Source organism: Sedimentibacter sp. B4 (genome assembly GCF_000309315.1).
GTDB classification, from domain to species: Bacteria; Bacillota; Clostridia; order Tissierellales; family Sedimentibacteraceae; genus Sedimentibacter; species Sedimentibacter saalensis.
In genome coordinates, this window is the sequence record NZ_CANG01000291.1 from 1 (window position 1) to 337 (window position 337).

At 63.5% G+C, this 337-nt stretch carries 1 pseudogene; it reads right to left on the minus strand.

Annotation, left to right across the window (positions count from 1 at the left end):
* Positions 1 to 337, minus strand: a pseudogene (locus tag BN358_RS23300) (PTS sugar transporter subunit IIC); the annotation flags it as partial.

The following is a 337-nucleotide window of genomic DNA, read 5'->3' on the forward strand; positions in this document are numbered from 1 at the left end:
TGAAGATCGCGAGAACGGTGTTGTAGAGGTCGAAGTGGAGGATGTCGACGATCACCCAGCCGGTCACGATGACGACGCCGACCGGCAGCATCGCGTCGAACCAGGCTCGGACGAAGTCCGGGATGACCGACTCGTCCTTGAAGAAAGAGAACTTGCCGAACTGGCTCATCACCCAGCCGGCGAACAGGCCGGCCACGATCGCGACGAACATGCCGCCGGCACCGAGCGCACTGTGGGTGAAGCCCGGCACACCGTCCTTGATCACCTGCGGGCTGATGATGATCAGGAACAGGGACACGCTCGACAGGCCGGCGATGATGCGCTGCCTGCGCAGCCG